21 protein-coding genes are annotated in these 18,642 nt (G+C 32.7%); 18 read left to right on the forward strand and 3 right to left on the reverse strand.

Features of this window, described 5'->3' with window-relative positions; all coding sequences use genetic code 11:
- Positions 1-37: 37 nt before the first annotated feature.
- Entirely contained in the window at positions 38-253 is a 216-nt protein-coding gene (locus HMPREF3239_RS05425) for an SA1362 family protein (RefSeq protein WP_070854976.1), read from the reverse strand.
- Between the two features lie 17 nt (positions 254-270).
- A complete protein-coding gene (locus HMPREF3239_RS05430; RefSeq protein WP_053029486.1) occupies positions 271-852 on the reverse strand; it encodes a putative periplasmic lipoprotein in 582 nt (193 codons plus the stop codon).
- A 103-nt stretch (positions 853-955) separates the two neighbouring features.
- Here HMPREF3239_RS05430 and HMPREF3239_RS05435 point away from each other — a divergent pair, with 103 nt between their 5' ends.
- The 17 genes from HMPREF3239_RS05435 (at position 956) to HMPREF3239_RS05515 (ending at position 17,146) form a co-directional block, all read left to right on the forward strand.
- Entirely contained in the window at positions 956-2,014 is a 1,059-nt protein-coding gene (locus HMPREF3239_RS05435; protein WP_070854977.1) for a M24 family metallopeptidase, read from the forward strand.
- Positions 2,015-2,041: 27 nt separating this feature from the next.
- Complete coding sequence (efp, locus tag HMPREF3239_RS05440; protein ID WP_053029484.1) at positions 2,042-2,599, forward strand: elongation factor P; 558 nt, start codon at positions 2,042-2,044, stop codon at positions 2,597-2,599.
- Between the two features lie 343 nt (positions 2,600-2,942).
- Positions 2,943-3,422, forward strand: a complete 480-nt coding sequence (gene accB, locus HMPREF3239_RS05445) for an acetyl-CoA carboxylase biotin carboxyl carrier protein (protein ID WP_070854978.1) — start codon at positions 2,943-2,945, stop codon at positions 3,420-3,422.
- Entirely contained in the window at positions 3,422-4,777 is a 1,356-nt protein-coding gene (gene accC, locus HMPREF3239_RS05450) for an acetyl-CoA carboxylase biotin carboxylase subunit (RefSeq protein ID WP_053029482.1), read from the forward strand. The genes accB and accC overlap by 1 nt, the downstream gene beginning before the upstream one ends.
- A 12-nt stretch (positions 4,778-4,789) precedes the next feature.
- A complete protein-coding gene (locus HMPREF3239_RS05455) occupies positions 4,790-5,149 on the forward strand; it encodes an Asp23/Gls24 family envelope stress response protein (RefSeq protein ID WP_053029481.1) in 360 nt (119 codons plus the stop codon).
- A gap of 30 nt (positions 5,150-5,179) precedes the next feature.
- A complete protein-coding gene (gene nusB, locus HMPREF3239_RS05460; protein WP_053029480.1) occupies positions 5,180-5,566 on the forward strand; it encodes a transcription antitermination factor NusB in 387 nt (128 codons plus the stop codon).
- Between the two features lie 18 nt (positions 5,567-5,584).
- A complete protein-coding gene (xseA, locus tag HMPREF3239_RS05465) occupies positions 5,585-6,922 on the forward strand; it encodes an exodeoxyribonuclease VII large subunit (protein WP_070854979.1) in 1,338 nt (445 codons plus the stop codon).
- Entirely contained in the window at positions 6,915-7,145 is a 231-nt protein-coding gene (locus tag HMPREF3239_RS05470; RefSeq protein WP_053029478.1) for an exodeoxyribonuclease VII small subunit, read from the forward strand. The genes xseA and HMPREF3239_RS05470 overlap by 8 nt, the downstream gene beginning before the upstream one ends.
- Positions 7,123-8,004, forward strand: a complete 882-nt coding sequence (locus HMPREF3239_RS05475) for a polyprenyl synthetase family protein (RefSeq protein ID WP_070854980.1) — start codon at positions 7,123-7,125, stop codon at positions 8,002-8,004. Before HMPREF3239_RS05470 ends, HMPREF3239_RS05475 begins: the two co-directional genes overlap by 23 nt.
- A gap of 298 nt (positions 8,005-8,302) precedes the next feature.
- Complete coding sequence (gene ahrC, locus HMPREF3239_RS05480; protein WP_053029476.1) at positions 8,303-8,755, forward strand: transcriptional regulator AhrC/ArgR; 453 nt, start codon at positions 8,303-8,305, stop codon at positions 8,753-8,755.
- Positions 8,756-8,770: 15 nt separating this feature from the next.
- Positions 8,771-10,468 (forward strand): DNA repair protein RecN, encoded by a 1,698-nt coding sequence (gene recN / locus HMPREF3239_RS05485; protein WP_070854981.1) that lies wholly within the window; start codon positions 8,771-8,773, stop codon positions 10,466-10,468.
- A 382-nt stretch (positions 10,469-10,850) separates the two neighbouring features.
- Positions 10,851-12,275, forward strand: a complete 1,425-nt coding sequence (gene lpdA, locus HMPREF3239_RS05490) for a dihydrolipoyl dehydrogenase (RefSeq protein WP_070854982.1) — start codon at positions 10,851-10,853, stop codon at positions 12,273-12,275.
- Between the two features lie 17 nt (positions 12,276-12,292).
- Entirely contained in the window at positions 12,293-13,294 is a 1,002-nt protein-coding gene (locus HMPREF3239_RS05495) for a thiamine pyrophosphate-dependent dehydrogenase E1 component subunit alpha (protein ID WP_070854983.1), read from the forward strand.
- A complete protein-coding gene (locus HMPREF3239_RS05500) occupies positions 13,287-14,270 on the forward strand; it encodes an alpha-ketoacid dehydrogenase subunit beta (protein WP_070854984.1) in 984 nt (327 codons plus the stop codon). The genes HMPREF3239_RS05495 and HMPREF3239_RS05500 overlap by 8 nt, the downstream gene beginning before the upstream one ends.
- 12 nt (positions 14,271-14,282) lie before the next feature.
- Positions 14,283-15,617 (forward strand): dihydrolipoamide acetyltransferase family protein, encoded by a 1,335-nt coding sequence (locus HMPREF3239_RS05505; RefSeq protein ID WP_070854985.1) that lies wholly within the window; start codon positions 14,283-14,285, stop codon positions 15,615-15,617.
- A gap of 101 nt (positions 15,618-15,718) precedes the next feature.
- The gene (brxB, locus tag HMPREF3239_RS05510; RefSeq protein WP_070854986.1) at positions 15,719-16,156 is read left to right on the forward strand and encodes a bacilliredoxin BrxB; all 438 of its coding nucleotides are present in this window, start codon (positions 15,719-15,721) and stop codon (positions 16,154-16,156) included.
- Positions 16,157-16,168: 12 nt separating this feature from the next.
- Positions 16,169-17,146: an aromatic acid exporter family protein gene (locus HMPREF3239_RS05515; RefSeq protein WP_053029469.1), complete on the forward strand. Its 978-nt coding sequence runs from the start codon at positions 16,169-16,171 to the stop codon at positions 17,144-17,146.
- A 63-nt stretch (positions 17,147-17,209) separates the two neighbouring features.
- On the opposite strand, the gene prli42 is transcribed toward HMPREF3239_RS05515, so the two are convergent.
- Entirely contained in the window at positions 17,210-17,305 is a 96-nt protein-coding gene (gene prli42, locus HMPREF3239_RS12440) for a stressosome-associated protein Prli42 (protein ID WP_154392014.1), read from the reverse strand.
- 157 nt (positions 17,306-17,462) lie between these two features.
- On the opposite strand from prli42, the gene HMPREF3239_RS05520 reads away from it, so the two are divergent.
- Complete coding sequence (locus HMPREF3239_RS05520) at positions 17,463-18,590, forward strand: M20/M25/M40 family metallo-hydrolase (RefSeq protein ID WP_070854987.1); 1,128 nt, start codon at positions 17,463-17,465, stop codon at positions 18,588-18,590.
- Positions 18,591-18,642 lie beyond the last annotated feature (52 nt).

The following is an 18,642-nucleotide window of genomic DNA, read 5'->3' on the forward strand; positions in this document are numbered from 1 at the left end:
AATAGCATTATTATATTATTTATGTCCCAGCCTCGTATTATTTACGATGTTTCTTTTTATATTTTCTTGCAGCTCTTCTATATTTACGTTGATCTTCAGTCAAGAAGAAGAAATAGTATATTAAATAAATTATGATTGCGATGATTATAAAAGTAAAAATAGTTTTAGCAAATGACATCATAAACGCATTCAGATTTAATATTAAGCCAATTGTTGCAATAATTAATATTAAATAAAACAATATATTTTTCAAAACAAAAACTCCTATATTTATGAATTATTGGACATGTTAACTTGAGATAGCTTTGTCTTACCTTTATTTAATTTATTAGAATTGTTAGTTTCATATCCACTCTTTATATCTTTAAATGCTGATTGTAATTCTTTATTCATTTGTCTGATATTCTTATCTTCGTTTTTATTGGCACTTGATAAATCTTTAGTTGAAATCGTGCCTTTATATTTACTATACGCATCATCAATATCGTTTGTTATAGTATTTAATTTTTCAAGATTTTGCTTTTTATCCTCTTTTTTCTTTTTAGTTAAATCTAGTTGATTATAATTACTAATCACTTTAGTAATATCCTGATAATATTTTGAAGAAGCATCTAGAAATTTAGCTTCTTTATTGTTATCAACAGTTTTAGATACATTCTTTTTATCTTTATTAAGAGCTTCAACTTGTGCTTTTTGATTACTAATATCTTGATTTAGCTGTTGGATATCTAACTTCAAGTTATGGTTTTCATCTCTTAATTTGGTTGTCTTGTCTTCCAAAGGTCCTAAATTTTGAGAGCCACAACCAACCAATAAACATGAAGCTCCTAGAATAACGATTAATTTTTTCATTAAAATCTCCCTAAACCAAAATCTCTTTATTTCTAAAATAATTATGCTATTATTTTAATGTAAATAGAGCAAATGTACAAACGTTATACTAGGAGTGATTTGTATGAATAAATTAGCAAAAGTTCAAGAACTACTCAATCATCATCAAATAGATGCTTTAGTTATCTTATCAGATTATAATCGAAGATATTTATCTGATTTTACTGGTACAAGTGGTGCATTAGTTATTTCAAAAGATCGTTATCAATTAATAACAGACTTCCGTTATATTGAACAAGCTACCGAACAGGCTACTCATTTCGAAATTATCAAGCGCAGTGGTGGATTAATTGAAGAAATCGTTGAAATTATCAATCATAACCAATTTAAGTCAATTGGGTTTGAAGGTCACTTAGTAAGTTACGATACTTACCAAACGTTAGATCAATCAAGCGCAAATTTAGTTTCAATTGGTGATGACATTGAAAAAATTAGAGAAGTAAAAACACCTGAGGAAATTGAGAAAATTAAATATGCTGCTAAAATAGTTGATGATACATATAATTATATCTTAGAAATTGCCGAGGCTGGCATGACTGAAAGAACATTAAAGGCGAAATTAGAGAGCAAAATGTTAGAATTAGGTGCAGATGGACCTTCATTCGACACAATTGTAGCATCGGGTTATAGAGGCGCCTTACCACACGGCGTAGCAAGTGATAAAGTTATTGAACAAGGGGATATGATCACGTTAGACTTTGGTGCATACTACAGAGGGTATTGCTCTGATATTACAAGAACATTTGCTATAGGTGAACCTGATCCAAAGATGAAAGATATTTATAATATTGTTCTTGAATCCCAAATAAAAGCCATCAATGAAATTAAAGCTGGCATGACTGTGGCAGAAGCAGACGCTTTATCAAGAGATTATATTGCGTCTCATGGATATGGTGAAGCATTTGGTCATTCACTTGGTCATGGTATTGGATTAGATATACACGAAGGGCCATTATTGTCTAAAAATGCAAAGGGTACGATTCAAGTAAATAATTGTGTTACTATTGAACCAGGTATTTATGTAGATGGTCTTGGTGGTGTACGTATAGAAGATGATATTTTAATCACTGAAAATGGCTGCGAAGTCTTTACTAAATGTACAAAAGACCTTATTATTTTATAGAAAGCGCATATTTGAGGAGGAAACTGAATGATTTCGGTTAATGATTTTAAAACAGGTTTAACAATTTCTGTAGATAATGGCATTTGGAAAGTTATTGATTTCCAACATGTAAAACCAGGTAAAGGTTCTGCCTTTGTTCGTTCTAAATTACGTAATTTAAGAACAGGTGCAATCCAAGAAAAAACATTTAGAGCTGGAGAAAAAGTTGAACAAGCAATGATTGAAAATCGTCGTATGCAATATTTATATGCAGATGGTGATAATCATGTGTTCATGGATAATGAAACGTTTGATCAAACTGAATTATCAGCAGATTATTTAAAAGATGAATTAAAATTCTTAAAAGCAAACATGGAAGTTCAAATTCAATCATATGAAGGTGAAACAATCGGTGTTGAATTGCCTAAGACAGTTGAATTAGAAGTTACTGAAACTGAACCTGGTATTAAAGGTGATACTGCTACTGGTGCAACTAAATCAGCTACAGTTGAAACTGGTTATACATTAAATGTACCTTTATTTGTTAATGAAGGTGATGTATTAGTAATTAATACTGGTGATGGAAGCTATATTTCAAGAGCCTAATTTATTATGAACGATAACTAGAGTCTTTCTGATTACCAATTAGAAAGACTTTTTTTAATACTCAAATCATGCAAACAAAAAATTATAAAATATCAGGAGGCTGGGACATAAATAATATAATGGAGCTATTTTGCAAATTCGCAGTAGCTGACTGAACTGAGAAGGCGCTTAAATCGAGCTTTTCTCAGTTCTAGTCATCCTTGCGGGGGTGGGACAACGAATTTAAAAAGAATTCTGTCCCACTCCCAACTATTTGCCATAAAATGACACATGCTTGAATTGGCAAGTTGAGTCAAGTAAAATAGATTGGTAGATGAAAACTAAGTCGAGGAGTCAGTAACTTATGAATTTTAAAGAAATAAAAGAATTAATCGAAATTCTTGATCAATCAAGTTTAACTGAAATTAATATTGAAGATAATAAAGGTAGTGTAGTTAATCTAAAAAAACAAAAAGAAACTGAAATAATTACACCACAATATACACAACAAGCACCTTTAGCACCTGCTGCACCAACAATGTCAACACCAAATCAAAGTGTGTCAGAAGCACCTGTTGAAGAAAATAAAAGTCAAGATGATGAATCATCATATCAAACAATTAATGCACCAATGGTTGGTACATTTTATAAATCTCCATCACCTGAGGAAGATGCTTATGTTCAAGTTGGTGATAAAGTTACAAATGAATCAACTGTATGTATTTTAGAAGCAATGAAATTATTTAATGAAATTCAAGCAGAAGTTTCTGGAGAAATCGTTGAAATATTAGTAGAAGACGGACAAATGGTAGAGTATGGCCAACCGTTATTTAAGGTGAAATAATGAAAAAAATCTTAATCGCTAATCGTGGAGAAATTGCAGTTAGAATTATCAGAGCTTGCCATGATTTAGGCATACAAACCGTTGCTATTTATTCTGAGGGAGATAAAGACGCATTACATACTCAAATTGCTGATGAAGCATATTGCGTTGGTCCTACTCAGTCTAAAGATTCATATTTAAATATTCCTAATATCTTATCTATAGCAACATCAACAGGGTGTGATGGCATTCATCCGGGTTATGGCTTTTTAGCTGAGAACGGTGACTTTGCGGAACTATGCGAAGCTTGCCAATTGAAATTCATTGGTCCTAGCTATGAATCTATTCAAAAAATGGGTATTAAAGACGTTGCAAAAGCTGAAATGATTGCTGCCAATGTACCAGTTGTACCAGGAAGCGATGGTCTTGTCACATCTATAGAGGATGCTAAACAAATCGCTGAAGAAATCGGCTATCCTGTAATTATTAAAGCGACAGCAGGCGGTGGCGGTAAAGGGATTCGAGTAGCCAGAACAGAGAAAGAACTTGAAAATGGCTATCGAATGACCCAACAAGAGGCAGAAACTGCTTTCGGTAATGGGGGACTTTATCTTGAAAAATTTATCGAGAACTTCCGCCATATAGAAATTCAAATCATTGGTGACCAATACGGAAATGTAATTCATCTCGGAGAAAGGGATTGCACGATTCAGAGACGTATGCAAAAGTTAGTTGAAGAATCACCATCACCTATATTAACGAATGAACAACGTGAAGAAATGGGAAATGCTGCAATTAGAGCTGCTAAAGCAGTAAATTATGAGAACGCAGGTACAATTGAATTTATTTATGACTTAAATGACAATCAATTTTACTTTATGGAAATGAACACGCGTATCCAAGTTGAACATCCGGTTACTGAAATGGTTACGGGAATAGACTTAGTTAAATTGCAATTAAAAGTTGCGATGGGTGAAACATTACCATATACGCAAGATGATATTACGATTAATGGGCATGCGATTGAATATCGTATAAATGCTGAAAATCCATATAAGAATTTCATGCCTTCTCCTGGTAAAATTACCCAATACCTTGCGCCTGGAGGTTATGGTGTGAGAATCGAATCAGCTTGCTATACGAATTATACAATCCCTCCATATTACGATTCTATGGTTGCTAAGTTAATTGTACATGAACCTACTCGTGAAGAAGCGATTATGACTGGAATCAGAGCATTAAGCGAGTATTTAATTTTAGGAATCGACACAACAATTCCGTTCCACTTGAAATTAATGAATAATGATATTTTTAGAAGTGGATCATTTAATACAAATTTCTTAGAGCAATATAATATTATGAATGATAATGAGTAGGAGGTAGTCTAAATGGTTAAAGTGGCAGATTATTCAAATTCAAATTTAGGTAAAATTGAAATTGCACCAGAAGTTATCTCTGTAGTTGCAAGTATTGCAGTATCAGAGGTAAACGGTGTTACCGGACATTTTGCAGAATTAAAAAATAGTAATATTGAGAAAATGAGTCGAAAAAATCTCAATAGAAATTTAAAAATTGATGTTAAAGAAGATGGCATTCAAATCGATGTATATTGCTCTATTAAACATGGTATAAATATTTCTAAGTTTGCGAGCAAAATTCAAACATCCATTTTCAACTCAATTAAAACAATGACTGCAATTGAGCCTAAAGAAATTAACGTTCATATCATGCATATCACTGTCGAATAATATAAAGATTACATTAACAAGGAGTTATTTATGAGTCGAAAAGAATCAAGAAAGCAATCATTTCAAACTTTGTTTCAGTTAGAAATGAAAGATACAGAATTAACTATCAATGAAGCAATCAATTTTATTAAAGATGATGAGCCAGATTTAGACTTTGAATTTATACACTGGTTAGTGACTGGTGTAAAAGATCATGAACCAGTTTTAGATGATACGATCAAACCATATCTTAAAGATTGGTCACTTCAACGTTTGCTAAAAACAGACCGTATTATACTACGTATGGCTACATTTGAATTATTACACAGTGATACACCACCGAAAGTAATCATCAATGAAGCTGTAGAATTGGCAAAACAGTTTAGTGACGATGAACATTATAAATTTATTAACGGTGTGCTAAGTAACATAAAATAATTAATTTGAGTGATGACTATGTCTGAATACTTAAGTGTAACAACATTAACAAAATATATTAAATACAAATTTGACCAAGACCCACATTTACAGTCTATTTTGCTTAAAGGCGAACTATCTAACTTTAAAAGGCATTCTAGCGGACACCTTTATTTCAATGTTAAAGATAAAGATAGCGTCATTAGTGCAATGATGTTTAAAGGCAATGCTAGCAAACTTACTTTTGATCCTAAAGAAGGTGACGAAGTTCTCTTAGAAGCACGTGTTTCTGTATATGAGCGACGTGGAAACTATCAAATTTATGTAAATAAGATGGAATTAGATGGTATAGGGAACTTGTATCAAAAGTTAGAACAATTAAAGATAAAATTAAAAAAAGAAGGCTATTTTAGTAATGAATATAAAAAGCCTATTCCCCGATTCCCTAAAAAAATTGCGATCTTAACTGCAAGTACCGGTGCAGCAATTAGAGATATTGTGTCTACAATCAATAGCAGATATCCTTTAGTTGAAAAAATTCAATTAAGTACTTTGGTGCAAGGAACTCAAGCAAAAGAAGATATTATCGAAAAAATAAAACACGCTGACGCGCTTGGCGTCGATACCATTATAGTTGGTCGTGGTGGTGGTTCTATAGAAGACTTATGGAACTTTAACGAAGAGGATGTTGTGAAAGCAATCTTTGAATGTCAAACACCTATTATTTCAGCTGTCGGACATGAAACTGATTTTACTTTGAGTGATTTTGTCGCTGATGTAAGGGCAGCAACACCTACTCAAGCTGCGGTCATCGCTACACCCGATCAGTACGAATTGATGCAACAAATTAAACAACATCAATTTTCGCTTTCAAGATATATAAAACAATATCTTGAAAAACAACATAAACAGCTCGACCATTTATCATCGTATTATAAATTTAAACAACCTTCATTATTATATGATCAACAAATTCAACGAAAAGATGATTTAGAAAAGCAATTATCTCAATTAATATCATCTAAAATTGAAAGTAAAAAGTATCAAATTAAAGTACTTCGTCAAAATTTTAATTTAAAAGCTTTGAAGCAATCCATTACGCAAAATAATAAACACTTAATGAACATTAATAGTCGATTAACAAACTTAACCAAGAAAAGTATTCAAAATAATCAATTAGAGCTCAAAAATAAAATTGAACTATTAAATAACTTAAGTCCGACTAATACAATGCTAAGAGGCTATACTATTATTAATAAGAACGACCAAGTGGTTACAAGTACACAAGACTTAAATGAAAATGATGAAATTACATTATCAATGAAAGATGGTAGCGTTGATGCTATTGTTAAAAAGGTTAGGTGTGAACATGAGTAAAGATCAACAAAGTTTTGAAGAAATGATGCAAGAATTGGAAAAAATCGTTCAAAAGTTAGATAATGAAACTGTATCTCTTGAAGAATCACTAGAGTTATATCAGCGAGGTATGAAACTTTCAGCCACATGTGATGCAACGCTGAAAGATGCAGAAAATAAAGTTAATCAACTTATTAAAGATGAAGCAGAGGATGAAGATAATGACAAAGATGTCAATGAATGAGTTAATTGAACAAATTAATAGCGCTCTTGACGGTGTAATTAAACCTTCACCATTAAATACCAATCTTGAAGAAAGTATGCAGTATTCACTTAATGCAGGTGGTAAAAGAATAAGACCACTACTTGTTTTCTTAACGTTGGATGTATTAAATCAAGATTATACCAAAGGTAAACAAACGGCTTTAGCATTGGAAATGATTCACACATATTCTTTAATACATGATGATTTACCTCCTATGGATAATGATGATTATCGTCGTGGAAAATTAACAAATCATAAAGTTTATGGTGAATGGAAAGCTATTTTAGCTGGAGACGCACTTTTAACGAAGGCTTTTGAAATCGTTGCTGACGATGATTTATTAGAACCAGAGGTTAAAGTAAAGGTGCTTTCACGATTAGCTCACAATAGCGGTCACTTAGGTATGGTGGGTGGCCAAACACTAGACATGCAAAGTGAGGATAAACCTGTTGATTTGGAAACCCTTGAACAAATGCATAAAGCTAAAACAGGTGCATTATTAAAATTTGCGATATTAAGTGCTGCCGATATTGCAAAAGTCGATCAATCGACGTCACAATTACTTGAATCATTTAGCGATCATCTAGGTCTAATGTTCCAGATTAAAGATGATTTACTAGATGTGTATGGTGATGAATCTAAGTTAGGTAAAAAAGTAGGTAGTGATATTGAAAATCACAAAAGCACTTATGTTTCATTATTAGGAAAACAAGGTGCAGAAGATAAACTTGATTTTCATAAAAATGCTGCCACTGAATCAATTGAAAAGCTCTCTGAGCAATACGATATTAAGCCTTTACTAGATGTCGTTGATTTATTTTACACTCGTGATCATTAAGTTGAACGAATAAGAACCCTTTAAAGTTATTGTTTTAAACAGCAGCTTTGAAGGGTGTTTTAATACTTTATTTTAATGACTAGGTGCTCGTGATCATTATTATTAAAAATTTACATAATTATTTATAAATATATACATTTTTTCAAACAAAATCATTCAATAATAGCGCTATGTCATTAATTTAAACAATTTACGATTATTGAGTTATCAGTTACTTATGCATAATAGCAATAGTAGTAGTAAAAATTATGTTGTGTTAAAATCATTGTATAATTATTCGAAACTAGGAGTGTTCATAATGGCAAAAAAATCAGTGAGACACATAAAAATAAGAGAAATTATCTCAAGCGAAAAGATAGAAACGCAAGACGAACTCGTCAAACGTCTAAATGAATACGACCTTAATGTGACTCAAGCAACCGTATCTCGTGATATTAAAGAATTACAATTAATCAAAGTACCCGCACCAACAGGTCAATATGTTTATAGCTTGCCGAATGATCGAAAATATCATCCACTTGAAAAATTGGGACGTTATCTTATGGACTCATTTGTTAACATTGAAGGAACTGGAAATTTATTAGTCTTAAAAACATTACCAGGTAACGCTCAATCTATAGGTGCTATACTAGACCAAATCGATTGGGACGAAGTGCTCGGTACTATTTGTGGAGATGACACTTGTCTTTTAATTTGTAAAGATGAAGAAGCAAGTAATACAATTAAAACTAGAATTTTCAATTTATTATAAGGATGCGATGAATTCATGTTACAAACCTTATCAATAAAACAATTTGCAATTATTGATGAATTAGAAATTCATTTTTTAGATGGCCTTACAGTACTGAGTGGTGAAACTGGTTCAGGTAAGTCAATCATCATAGATGCTATTGGCCAGTTAATTGGAGTGCGTGCTTCATCAGACTATGTTAGACATGGTGAAAAAAAGGCAATTATTGAGGGTATCTTTGACATAGACGAAAGTAAAGATGTTATTCATATCCTTCAGGACCTAGATATAGATATTGATGAAGACTTTTTATTAGTAAAAAGAGAAATTTTTAGTACTGGTAAGAGTATTTGTAGATTAAACAATCAAATCGTAACACTTCAAGATTTACGTAAAGTCATGCAAGAGTTATTAGATATTCATGGTCAACATGAAACTCAAACACTTCTTAAACAAAAGTACCATTTAAAATTATTAGATGACTATGCAGAGGATAAATATTCAACTACAAAAGAACAATATCAAAACGTGTTTAACCAATATAAAAGTAAAACAAAGGAATTAGAAGATCTAGAGTCTGCAGATCAAGCGTTACTTCAACGTTTAGATTTAATGAAATTTCAATATGAAGAACTAGAAGAAGCTTCTTTAAAAGAAGGCGAAATTGAACAATTAGAAGTTGATATTCGTAGAATTCAAAATTCTGAGAAGCTAAGCTTAGCGCTCAATAATGCCCATGTTACTTTAACCGATGAACACGCGATTACAGATAGACTTTACGAATTAAGTAATCATTTACAATACATTGATGAAATTCTGCCGGATAAATATAGTAAACTTAAAGAGGATATCGACCAATTTTATTATACGCTTGAGGATGCTAAACACGAGATATATGACGAAATGTCGAACAACGAATTTGATGAACAAATGCTCAATGAATTAGAATCCCGAATGAATTTATTAAATAATCTCAAAAGAAAATATGGCAAAGATATTAATGAATTAATGACTTACAAAGACAAGCTCCAAAATGAAATTGCTAAAATTGAAAATTATGAGGAAAGTACATCTCAATTACGTGAGGAAATTAATCGATTATATGAAGAAGTCATGTCTCAAGGCAAGTTATTATCTAAGGCGCGTCGTACCGTAGCACGCACATTAAGAGACCATATCGTTTCCGAAATTCAAAATTTACAAATGAAAGATGCTAATTTAGAAATTTCTTTCCAATTATTAGAAAAGCCAACGATTGATGGTATAGAATTCGTTGAGTTCCTAATTAGTCCAAATAAAGGAGAACCACTTAAGAGTTTAAATAAAATCGCCTCTGGTGGTGAACTATCTCGTATTATGCTCGCTTTAAAAAGTATATTTGTACAATCACGAGGACAAACAGCAATTCTATTTGATGAGGTTGATTCGGGCGTGTCTGGTCAAGCTGCCCAAAAAATGGCTGAAAAAATGAGAGATATCGCAGAATATATCCAAGTTATTTGTATCTCTCACTTACCACAAGTCGCATCAATGAGCGATCATCATTTATTAATAAGCAAAGCTTCCAATGATGACCGTACAACAACTCAAGTTAAAGAATTAAAAGATGATGACAAAATTGATGAAATCGCACGCATGATTTCTGGTGCAAGTGTAACGGAATTAACTAGAGAAAATGCAAAAGAAATGATTAGTCAAAACCAAAGAAAAAATAGGGTACGGTACAGCAATTAAAGTTAATCGTTGTCCCGCCCCAGCATGCTTAGCTTGTAGAAATTTTTGATAAAATTCTCTTTGCTTGGCAACGCATAGGTAAGAATGTCTAGGTTTGAAAAAACTTGATTTTAGCGCGTTTTCAAACGAGTCGGCTACTGCTAAAATAATAAATTAGGCTGAGACTTATATTTTGTCCCAACCTCTTATGTAATTCATTAGTTTTATTACTATTAAATTTTGATGTAAAATGTATAATAAATCACTAATTTAAATAAATTGATTTTTATGAGCTATGCTCATTGCGTTATAAATGACATTAGACATTTAAAATCTATTTATATTGAGCATTATTGCATCATACTATTGATAAATAAATTGTAAATGCGTTAGGAGTAAAAAAATGAGTGAAAAGCAATATGACCTAGTCGTTTTAGGTGGAGGAACCGCTGGATATGTGGCGGCCATACGAGCATCTCAACTGGGTAAAAAGGTAGCTATTGTAGAGAAATCATTATTAGGTGGAACTTGTTTACATAAAGGGTGTATCCCTACAAAAGCATTATTAAAATCTGCTGAAGTATTAAGAACGGTGAAAGAATCCGCAGACTTTGGGGTGAATATAGATCATTTTTCATTTGACTTAAAAACAATGATGGAACGTAAAGACAATATTGTTAGCCAAATGCACCAAGGTATAGATAGTTTAATGCAAAAAAATCACATTGATGTTTTTAATGGTACTGGAAGAATAATGGGTACATCTATTTTTTCACCACAAAGTGGTACAATCTCAGTTGAATACGAAGATGGTGAATCTGATCTTTTACCTAATCAATATGTCTTAATTGCTACAGGATCATACCCAACACAATTACCATTTTTACCTTTCAATCATGAAACCGTATTATCTAGCAGTGACATGCTTGAACTCACTGATTTACCCTCAAAGATAGCAATCATAGGCGGTGGTGTGATTGGACTTGAATTTGCTTCTTTATTAATAGACTTAGGTGTAGAGGTTAGTGTAATTGAGGCTGGCGAACGAATTCTACCTGCTGAAAGTGCTCAAATTGCAAAATATCTTAAAACCGCTCTTAGCGAAAGAGGCGTTGCATTTTATGAAAATTGTGCTTTGAGTGATACATCAGTAACCGTTAATACTAATTCCGTAACCATTCAAGTCAATGAGGAAAAAACATTAGAATTAGACAAAGTTTTAGTAGCGATTGGACGTACTCCTAATACCAATGATATTGGGTTAAATAATACTAAAATTCAAACAGATCAATTAGGTAACATTTTAGTTAATGATTGCTTACAAACAGAAGATAAACATATCTATGCTGCTGGTGATTGTATAGGCAAATTACAATTAGCTCATGTGTCTTCAAAAGAAGGCATTTTAGCTGTCGAACATATGTTTAATGGATCTAGCTTACCTTTAAACTATAACAAAATGCCTAAATGTATATATACACATCCTGAAGTTGCTTCCATTGGTTATAATAAGGAGTCTGCTAAAGCGCAAAATATTAAATCTAAATCATTTAAAGTAGGGTTTAATGCAATAGGTAAAGCTGTGATAGAGACTAATGCTAAGGATAAAGGCTTTTGCGAAATGGTTATTGATCAAGAAACAAATGAAATTATCGGTATTAGCATGATAGGACCACAGGTTACTGAATTAATCAATGAAGCGTCATTATTACAATTTATGAATGGCTCAGCAATTGAATTAGCTCTGACAACACACGCACATCCTTCAATATCTGAAGTATTAATGGAATTGGGATTGAAAGTAGAAAATAGAGCGATACATGTTTAATAGGAGGAATATTTAAAATGATTGATTATAAATCTGTCGGACTTTCAGAAGATGACCTCAAAGAAATCTATAAATGGATGGATTTAGGCAGAAAAGTAGATGAACGATTATGGTTACTAAACCGTGCGGGTAAAATTCCCTTTGTCGTAAGTGGACAAGGACAAGAAGCCACTCAAATAGGAATGGCTTATGCTATGAAAGAAGGAGATATTTCATCTCCATATTATAGAGATTTAGCATTTGTAACTTATATGGGTATTTCTCCTTATGATACAATGCTAGCTTCATTCGGTAAAAAGGATGATATTAATTCTGGTGGCAAGCAGATGCCATCTCACTTCAGTCATCGTGAAAAAGGTATATTATCTCAAAGTTCTCCTGTTGCAACTCAAATACCGCATTCAGTAGGTGCTGCTTTAGCATTGAAAATGGATAAAAAACCTAATATCGCTACAGCCACAGTAGGTGAAGGAAGTTCAAATCAAGGAGATTTTCACGAAGGCTTAAACTTTGCAGGTGTACACAAACTACCATTTGTTTGCGTCATTATTAATAATAAATACGCGATATCAGTTCCAAATTCACTACAATATGCCGCCGAAAAACTTTCTGATAGAGCTTTAGGCTATGGTATCCACGGTGAAACTGTAGATGGTAACGATCCTATTGCTATGTATAAAGCGATGAAAGAAGCTAGAACGCGTGCATTAAATGGTGAAGGTGCTACCTTAATTGAGGCCGTTACAAATCGTATGACACCACATTCATCAGATGATGATGATACATATCGTACTAAAGAAGAACGAGAAGCTTTAAAAACGTATGATTGCAATCTTAAATTTAAAGATTATTTACTCGAACAAGGTATCATCGATCAAGCATGGTTAGATCAGTTAGAGCAAGCACATAAAGAAATTATTACCAAAGCCACAAAAGACGCAGAACAAGCGCCATATCCATCTGTAGATGAAACATATCAATTTGTGTATGATCCAGAAGGAGGTATTGGCAATGAGTAAAATGACGTATATTGAAGCGATACAACAAGCACAAGATTTAGCCATGGAACAAGATAACAATGTATTTATACTTGGTGAAGATGTTGGGAAAAAAGGTGGCGTATTTGGCGCTACACGTGGTTTACAAAAAAAATACGGTGTTGAAAGAGTAATTGATACCCCGTTAGCCGAATCTAATATCGTTGGTACTGCTATTGGCGCTGCAATGATTGGCAAACGACCAATTGCAGAAATTCAATTTGCAGATTTTATCTTACCAGCAGTTAATCAAATTATAAGTGAAGCAGCAAAAATGCGTTATCGTTCAAATAATGACTGGCAATGCCCGATTACAATAAGAGCACCTTTTGGTGGTGGTGTTCATGGTGGTTTATACCATTCTCAAAGTATCGAAAGTATTTTCGCTTCTACACCTGGACTTACAATCGTCATTCCATCATCACCTTATGATGCTAAAGGGTTATTATTATCTTCTATTGAATCTAATGATCCAGTATTATTTTTTGAACATAAAAAGGCCTATCGTTTCTTAAAAGAAGAAGTACCAGAGGAATATTATACTGTTCCTCTTGGAAAAGCTGATGTTAAACGAGAAGGCAACGATATTACAGTATTTACATATGGATTATGTGTAAATTATTGTATGCAAGCTGCTGATATTTTAGCCGCCGATGGTATCAGTGTAGAAATTGTCGATTTAAGAACAGTTTACCCTTTAGATAAAGAGACAATTATTGAACGCGCCAAAATCAATGGCAAGATTTTACTCGTAACTGAAGATAATCTTGAAGGTAGTATCATGTCAGAAGTTTCAGCAATTATTGCTGAAAACTGTTTATTTGAACTTGATGCACCGATTATGAGGTTAGCTGGACCAGATGTACCTTCAATGCCATTTTCTCCGAATTTAGAAAATGAAGTTATGATGAATCCTGATAAAATTTTAGAAAAAATGAGAGAGCTTGCACAATTTTAAGGAGGCAAAATTATGGATGTTAAAATGCCTAAACTAGGCGAAAGTGTTCATGAAGGTACAATCGAGCAATGGCTTATTTCTGTAGGAGACTATGTAGACGAATATGAACCCTTATGTGAAGTCGTTACTGATAAAGTAACCGCAGAGGTACCTTCAACGGTTTCAGGTACTATTACTGAAATCTTAGTTTCTGAAGGGGAAACAGTTCAAATAGATCATGTTATATGTAAAATTGAATCTTCTGAGTCAAATCAATCAACGAACACGCATAATCATAAACAAGGAACAGATGATAATAAGAATGAAACAACTGTAAATACAAATAATACGGATGCCTTAACTGATAAAACGTCAAAATCAGACTCAAGTGTTCCCACTGATCAGAATGTTCGTCAAAATGAACAATCAAGTACAGAATCAGCATCAACACCACTAAATAATGGTCGCTATTCTCCTGTCGTATTTAAAATTGCTTCTGAAAATAATGTTGATTTATCACGTGTACGTGGCACAGGTTTCGAAGGAAGAGTAACTAAAAAAGATATTGAATCTTATGTGGATTCTGAGAATCAAATTTCTAAACTTAATAACAAAACAGAGCCATCTTTTGAAAATCAAGTGGCCAGCACTGATTCAAATCATACGCAATCAGGTCAGTCTATTCCAGTAAAAGGCGTACGAAAAGCAATTGCCCAAAACATGGTAACAAGTGTTACTGAAATTCCACATGGATGGATGATGGTTGAAGTTGATGCAACTAACTTGGTTAAAACGAGAAACCTTCATAAAAACACATTCAAAGAGAATGAAGGATATAATTTAACCTTCTTTGCATTCTTTGTAAAAGCAGTTGCAGAAGCGCTCAAATCAAACCCACTCTTAAATAGTAGTTGGGACGGTGAGGAAATTATCCTTCATAAAGACATTAATATTTCGATTGCAGTTGCAGATGAAGATAAATTATATGTTCCAGTTATCAAACATGCTGATGAGAAATCTATTAAAGGCATTGCTAGAGAAATCAATGAATTAGCACGAAAAGCTAGAAATAAACAATTAACTCAAGAGGACATGTCAGGTGGAACGTTTACGGTTAATAATACTGGTACATTCGGTTCTGTTTCGTCAATGGGTATTATTAATCATCCACAAGCTGCAATATTACAAGTAGAATCAATTGTAAAAAAACCTGTCGTGATTGATGACATGATAGCAATTAGAAGCATGGTTAATTTATGTATTTCGATTGATCACCGTATATTAGATGGTGTCCAAACAGGTCGCTTCATGTCGCAAGTAAAACAACGAATTGAGCAATTTACAGTTGAAAATACAAGTATTTATTAGTATTTAATAAGATGGCATAGCCTTGGACAACCTATTTGAACTCTATCGTTTAAATTAGTAGAATAACATTGAATAAATAAAAGATTGAAAGGTGATTCAAAATGGATTTAAATTTTGATTTATATATGAATGGTGTGGTTGAACAAGCTCGTAACGAAATTGAAAGTGCAGGATACGAGCAATTAACATCAGCAGAAGACGTTGATAAAGTATTACAACAAAATGGTACATCATTAGTAATGGTTAATTCTGTATGTGGGTGTGCAGGTGGAATTGCGCGTCCAGCAGCATCACATGCATTACATTATGATAAGTTACCAGATCGATTAGTTACTGTATTTGCTGGTCAAGATAAAGAAGCTACGCAACAGGCTAGAGATTACTTTGAAGGATATGCACCTTCAAGCCCATCTTTTGCTCTAATTAAAGATGGTAAAATTACCGAAATGATCGAACGTCATCAAATAGAAGGCCATGATGTAATGGATGTTATTAATCAATTACAAAGCCTATTTGATAAGTATTGCGACGAGAGATAAGAGGATTTACCGATGCTAAAGTTAAATCCGTATAAGATTGGATTTAGAACACTTAAAACTGCGGTAGGTATAACGCTAGGTGTCATTTTAGCCAAATGGATAGGACTTGATAATTATGCATCAAGTGCTATCCTCATTGTATTGTGTATCAAACATACAAAAGTTCATTCAGTACAAGCTATCGTATCACGATTTGTATCTTGTATTTTAATTCTACTATTCGGTTCACTTGTATTTAGCCTATTAGGCCAGAGTGCACTTGTTCTAGGATTAATTGTTTTATTATTTATTCCTATAACTGTCATGCTCAAGGTTCAAGAGGGTGTTGTAACGAGTTGCGTTATATTATTACATGTTTTTAATGCAACAACGATTAATTTACATTTAATCATCAACGAACTACTCTTATTAACTATTGGGCTAGGAATTGCATTCATTATGAATTTAATTATGCCGAGTTTAGATAAAACACTCGTTTCTTTCAAGAAAGAAATTGAAAAAGGATTTAAAGACATATTTATGGCATACAGTGAAGCGTGCTCGGATTATAGTAATGATTTGTCATTATCTTTCGAGAAACTTCAATTGGATATTCGTAAAGCGAAATCTATTGCATTTAGAGATGTTAAAAATCATTTTATTCGAAATGAAAACTCTTATTATCACTACTTTGATATGAGACAAGAACAACTTGAATTACTTCGTAGAATTAAACCTTTATTAAATCAAGTTACTGTCGACGATCCTCTATTGGCAGATGTATCACATTTAATGACAGAAATTGGTAATAATGTAAATAGTAACGACTATACTGCACTCCGTTTACATTCATTATATGAAATCCGTTTGTCATTAGATGAATTACCACTTCCTAAATCTCATCAATCTTTAAAATCACGTTCAAGTATGATGCAAATATTAAATGAGTTAGAAGAATATCTAAATATTAAATCTCAATTTGGTTCATTAAGACTGCATAATGAATTATAATAAGTTATTGAATAGAAAAGAGGGTAAGACGAGATGTTCGTCTTACCCTCTTTTCTTTAAAGATTAATGCATCAATGGCACTAAACTTGTGAGTAGTAATGCTGCTATAATAGCGACTAACATTACAATAATTATAATTCTTAGTACTTTATTATTCACTATTTGACGCTCCTTATTAAAGTACTTAATAACATGTACTTTACCAAATATATAAATTAACCATAAATGATTTTAATACAAATGGCAATCAATTTATTTTTGATATTGTAGAAAGTTAGTTAAAATAGAAATTAAATAAGAAAGGGGTTTTATCACAATGATAAACAGTCAACGATTACTTGAAACATTTCTAGAATTAGTGAAAATAAATTCTGAAACAGGTCATGAGGAAGTCATCCAACCCATTCTAAAAAAGAAATTTGAAGCATTAGGTTTACATGTTGCTGAAGACAGAGCTTCAGAAAAGTCATGGTTAGGTGCAAATAACCTTATTTGTACATTGCCCGCAACAAGTGATAACCAAGACGTAGCTAAAATTTATTTCACGAGCCATATGGATACCGTAGTGCCAGGTTTAAATATTCAACCTCAAATTAATGATGATGGCTATATATACTCAGATGGAACAACCATCTTAGGTGCGGATGACAAAGCAGGATTAGCAGCAATTATTGAGACAATACAGTATCTTAATGACAATAAAATACCACATGGTCAAATTCAATTCATAATTACTGTTGGTGAAGAGTCAGGTCTTAAAGGTGCAAAAGAATTAGATAAATCACTCATAGACGCTGAATTTGGTTATGCTGTCGATGCTAGTCAACCTGTTGGTACAACAGTCGTAGGTGCACCAACTCAAATGATCATCAATTCGACTATTTTAGGGAAAACTGCTCATGCTAGTACGCCTTCAGAAGGGATTAGTGCAATTAATATTGCCGCAAAAGCAATAAGTCGTATGAAATTAGGTCAAATTGATCAATATACAACTGCAAATATAGGTAAATTTCACGGTGGTTCTGCAACTAATATTGTTGCAGATGAAGTCGTGCTAGAAGCTGAAGCACGTTCTCATAATGATCAAAGTATTGAGCAACAAGTAGCACATATGAAAGAAATATTTGAGTCAACTGCACAAGAATTTGGTGGAGAAGCCAAAGTAATAATTGAGAAAAGCTATCCTGGCTTTAAATTAAATGATGAAGATAAAGTTACGCAATATGCTATAAATAGTGCGAAAAAATTAGGATTAACTGGTGATACTGTTATTGCTGGAGGTGGCTCTGATGGTAGTATTATTAATACATTTGAAATCCCTACAGTCATTTTAGGTGTTGGCTATGAACACATTCACACTACATCAGAACGCATTTCAATTAAGTCTCTCAACGACTTAGCAACACAAATTGTCAAAATTATTGAATTAGTAGCTAAATCGTAATTTAGTTTAGTGAAGTACATTCTAGTTTTATGATACAATACTATTGAAAAAT

This window comes from Staphylococcus sp. HMSC34C02 (genome assembly GCF_001838705.1).
Classification (GTDB): domain Bacteria; phylum Bacillota; class Bacilli; order Staphylococcales; family Staphylococcaceae; genus Staphylococcus; species Staphylococcus borealis.

Bases quoted from the DNA above. Each gene is read 5' to 3' on its own strand.
- HMPREF3239_RS05430 (WP_053029486.1), bottom strand. From the start codon at position 852: ATGAAAAAATTAATCGTTATTCTAGGAGCTTCATGTTTATTGGTTGGT.
- HMPREF3239_RS05435 (WP_070854977.1), top strand. From the start codon at position 956: ATGAATAAATTAGCAAAAGTTCAAGAACTACTCAATCATCATCAAATA.
- efp (WP_053029484.1), top strand. From the start codon at position 2,042: ATGATTTCGGTTAATGATTTTAAAACAGGTTTAACAATTTCTGTAGAT.
- accB (WP_070854978.1), top strand. From the start codon at position 2,943: ATGAATTTTAAAGAAATAAAAGAATTAATCGAAATTCTTGATCAATCA.
- accC (WP_053029482.1), top strand. From the start codon at position 3,422: ATGAAAAAAATCTTAATCGCTAATCGTGGAGAAATTGCAGTTAGAATT.
- HMPREF3239_RS05455 (WP_053029481.1), top strand. From the start codon at position 4,790: ATGGTTAAAGTGGCAGATTATTCAAATTCAAATTTAGGTAAAATTGAA.
- nusB (WP_053029480.1), top strand. From the start codon at position 5,180: ATGAGTCGAAAAGAATCAAGAAAGCAATCATTTCAAACTTTGTTTCAG.
- xseA (WP_070854979.1), top strand. From the start codon at position 5,585: ATGTCTGAATACTTAAGTGTAACAACATTAACAAAATATATTAAATAC.
- HMPREF3239_RS05470 (WP_053029478.1), top strand. From the start codon at position 6,915: ATGAGTAAAGATCAACAAAGTTTTGAAGAAATGATGCAAGAATTGGAA.
- HMPREF3239_RS05475 (WP_070854980.1), top strand. From the start codon at position 7,123: ATGACAAAGATGTCAATGAATGAGTTAATTGAACAAATTAATAGCGCT.
- ahrC (WP_053029476.1), top strand. From the start codon at position 8,303: ATGGCAAAAAAATCAGTGAGACACATAAAAATAAGAGAAATTATCTCA.
- recN (WP_070854981.1), top strand. From the start codon at position 8,771: ATGTTACAAACCTTATCAATAAAACAATTTGCAATTATTGATGAATTA.
- lpdA (WP_070854982.1), top strand. From the start codon at position 10,851: ATGAGTGAAAAGCAATATGACCTAGTCGTTTTAGGTGGAGGAACCGCT.
- HMPREF3239_RS05495 (WP_070854983.1), top strand. From the start codon at position 12,293: ATGATTGATTATAAATCTGTCGGACTTTCAGAAGATGACCTCAAAGAA.
- HMPREF3239_RS05500 (WP_070854984.1), top strand. From the start codon at position 13,287: ATGAGTAAAATGACGTATATTGAAGCGATACAACAAGCACAAGATTTA.
- HMPREF3239_RS05505 (WP_070854985.1), top strand. From the start codon at position 14,283: ATGGATGTTAAAATGCCTAAACTAGGCGAAAGTGTTCATGAAGGTACA.
- brxB (WP_070854986.1), top strand. From the start codon at position 15,719: ATGGATTTAAATTTTGATTTATATATGAATGGTGTGGTTGAACAAGCT.
- HMPREF3239_RS05515 (WP_053029469.1), top strand. From the start codon at position 16,169: ATGCTAAAGTTAAATCCGTATAAGATTGGATTTAGAACACTTAAAACT.
- HMPREF3239_RS05520 (WP_070854987.1), top strand. From the start codon at position 17,463: ATGATAAACAGTCAACGATTACTTGAAACATTTCTAGAATTAGTGAAA.